Consider the following 2,878-nt stretch of genomic DNA (forward strand, 5'->3'; position numbering starts at 1 on the left):
TGAAAACCGAAGTCGTGGCACCGGGTGTGGCCCCTCAGGTCGACGAGGAAATCGTCGAGACCCCATGGATGCAAATCGACATCGCGGATTTTAAAGCCGATCTTTTCATTTCTCAAGTCAGACTTGGCACGAAACCCGCTTTCGTTGAGAGTTTTTTCGACCTGACTGACAAAATCTGCCTGTTTATCAGTGATATTCATGATCACTGCCTGGGTCGGCGCCAGCCACGCAGGGAATGCACCCTCGTAGTGCTCGATCAGAATTCCGACGAAACGCTCGAAGGACCCCAGAATCGCCCGGTGCAACATGACCGGGTGCTTGCGGCTGTTGTCTTCGGAGACGTATTCGGCGCCCAGACGGACAGGCAGGTTGAAATCGAGCTGCAGGGTACCACACTGCCAGACGCGACCGAGGCAATCTTTCAGCGAGAACTCGATCTTCGGACCGTAGAACGCCCCCTCGCCCGGTTGCAGATCGTATGGCAGGCCCGCGCTATCAAGGGCTGCGGCCAATGCCGCTTCGGCGCGGTCCCACAGCTCGTCGGAACCGACGCGTTTTTCCGGACGAGTGGACAGTTTCATCTCGACATCTTTGAAGCCGAAGTCGGCGTAGACATCCATGGTCAACTTGATGAATGCCGCGGACTCGGCCTGCATCTGCTCTTCGGTGCAGAAGATATGGGCATCGTCCTGAGTGAACGCACGCACACGCATGATGCCGTGCAGCGCACCCGATGGCTCGTTACGGTGACAGGCACCGAATTCGGCCAGACGCATCGGCAGCTCGCGGTAGCTCTTCAAGCCCTGATTGAATACCTGCACGTGGCACGGGCAGTTCATTGGCTTGATGGCGTAGTCGCGGCTTTCCGACTCCGTGGTGAACATGTTGTCGGCGTAGTTGGCCCAGTGCCCGGACTTTTCCCACAGGCTGCGATCGACGACCTGAGGTGTTTTGATCTCCAGGTAGCCGCTGTCGCGCTGAACCTTGCGCATGTACTGCTCGAGCACCTGATACAGGGTCCAGCCGTTCGGGTGCCAGAACACCATGCCCGGCGCTTCTTCCTGGGTGTGGAACAGGCCCAGGCGCTTGCCGATCTTGCGATGATCGCGCTTCTCGGCCTCTTCGATACGCTGGATGTAGGCGGCCAACTGCTTCTTGTCCGCCCAGGCGGTGCCGTAAACGCGCTGCAATTGCTCGTTCTTGGCATCGCCACGCCAGTAGGCGCCGGACAGCTTGGTCAATTTGAAGGATTTCAGGAAGCGGGTGTTCGGTACGTGCGGACCGCGGCACATGTCGACATATTCTTCGTGATAGTACAGGCCCATGGCCTGTTCGTTCGGCATGTCCTCGACCAGGCGCAACTTGTAGTCTTCACCGCGAGCCTTGAACACTTCGATCACTTCGGCGCGCGGAGTGACTTTCTTGATCACGTCGTAATCTTTCTCGATCAGCTGCTGCATGCGCTGCTCGATGGCGGCCAGGTCGTCCGGGGTAAAAGGACGTTCGAAGGCGATGTCGTAATAGAAACCTTCGTCGATGACCGGACCGATGACCATTTTGGCGGTCGGATACAACTGCTTGACCGCATGGCCAACCAGGTGGGCGCAGGAGTGGCGAATGATCTCCAGCCCCTCTTCATCCTTTGGCGTAATGATTTGCAGCGTAGCGTCGCTGTCGATGATGTCGCTGGCATCAGCCAGCTTGCCATTGACCTTGCCGGCCACTGTAGCCTTGGCCAGGCCAGCACCGATGGATGCGGCGACCTCAGCGATGGAAACCGGGTGATCGAATGAACGTTGACTGCCGTCGGGAAGAGTAATAGTTGGCATGGCGCCTCCTCTCCTAGTGGTGACCCCTACCAAAGGTCACGTGGGTTGGGATGAGCCAGTACAAGATCCAGTCCAGGCCATTCGATGACGAACGCCTGCCTTACAGCGGCAGGAGCCTTGCGGCCAACCGGAAAACCGAACCAGAGTGACTGGGATTCAAATCAGGTGTTTTCAGACATTTGCCGAGCCGGGACCAAAGGTCGACCAGCGCCCGCCAGCGTCTGAGCGAGGCATCCTAGCACAGATGAGCGGTTGTGGCGGCACGGAGGCATTCGGTCAGGGCAACTTCGGCGTTTTTATGCCAGAGTGCTGAACTAGATCCCCACTTTACCCCTCAGATGACAAGACATTGACCCACAAGGAGTATTTCTGCATGCGTCTGAAACGATTGTTCGCTCTGGTTGCCCCGACTGTCCTGCTTCTACCGCTGGCCGCTCATGCCGAATGGCCCAAAGGTGAGCGCGAGAAGTATATGGCGCAATGCGTTCCTGCCGCGGCCCAACAAATCGGCGAGGCTGCGGCCAAAGCCCACTGCGCCTGCGGTGCCGATGCGATCAAAGCGTATCCGGCCAAGGACCTTCAGGCCTTGATGGACAATCAGGCCAGTGACGCTCTGAAACAACAGGCCCTGACCCAAATTTCCAAGTGCAAGGCCCAAAGCAGCGAGAAAAAATAAGCCCGCCGCAGCGATAGAACGCATTTTCGATCGGTAAAAAGCCCCTGCGAGGGGCCTTTTCCTACAATTTATGCAGGTTTTACAGCTTTTTTTATCGCCATCACTTTCACCTGAAAGCCTTTTAAATCGGGGCTTCCAGCCATATCAGGCGACAAAGAGCGTGCGACGACAGGGTAAACAGCACCTGCGGGGGGCTCCCAAAGCGAACATTTCGACTATGATACCCCGGTGTGCCCAGTTGGCCTGAGCAGCACAGTACTACTGAAAATATATGTTTCTTGGAGATACACCATGTCTAATCGCCAAACCGGCACCGTTACCAACACCTTCAACGCGACCCGGATTTCCATGGCTGATTACGGCATGGAAGAAC

Annotated in this window: 2 protein-coding genes; one reads left to right on the top strand and one right to left on the bottom strand. The window is 56.9% G+C overall.

Annotation, left to right across the window (positions count from 1 at the left end; all coding sequences use genetic code 11):
• Positions 1-1,829, bottom strand: a 1,829-nt coding sequence (gene thrS / locus ACQKP2_RS32340) for a threonine--tRNA ligase (RefSeq protein WP_427582315.1), incomplete at its 3' end; no start/stop codon positions are given.
• A gap of 373 nt (positions 1,830-2,202) precedes the next feature.
• Between thrS and ACQKP2_RS32345 the strand changes: the two genes are divergently transcribed.
• Positions 2,203-2,505, top strand: coding sequence for a hypothetical protein (locus ACQKP2_RS32345; protein ID WP_427582316.1), 303 nt, complete (start codon positions 2,203-2,205; stop codon positions 2,503-2,505).
• The last annotated feature ends 373 nt before the right edge of the window (positions 2,506-2,878 follow it).

Origin of the sequence: Pseudomonas sp. NPDC089569 (genome assembly GCF_050280625.1) — a bacterium.
Lineage (GTDB): Bacteria > Pseudomonadota > Gammaproteobacteria > Pseudomonadales > Pseudomonadaceae > Aquipseudomonas.

Bases quoted from the DNA above. Each gene is read 5' to 3' on its own strand.
- ACQKP2_RS32345 (WP_427582316.1), top strand. From the start codon at position 2,203: ATGCGTCTGAAACGATTGTTCGCTCTGGTTGCCCCGACTGTCCTGCTT.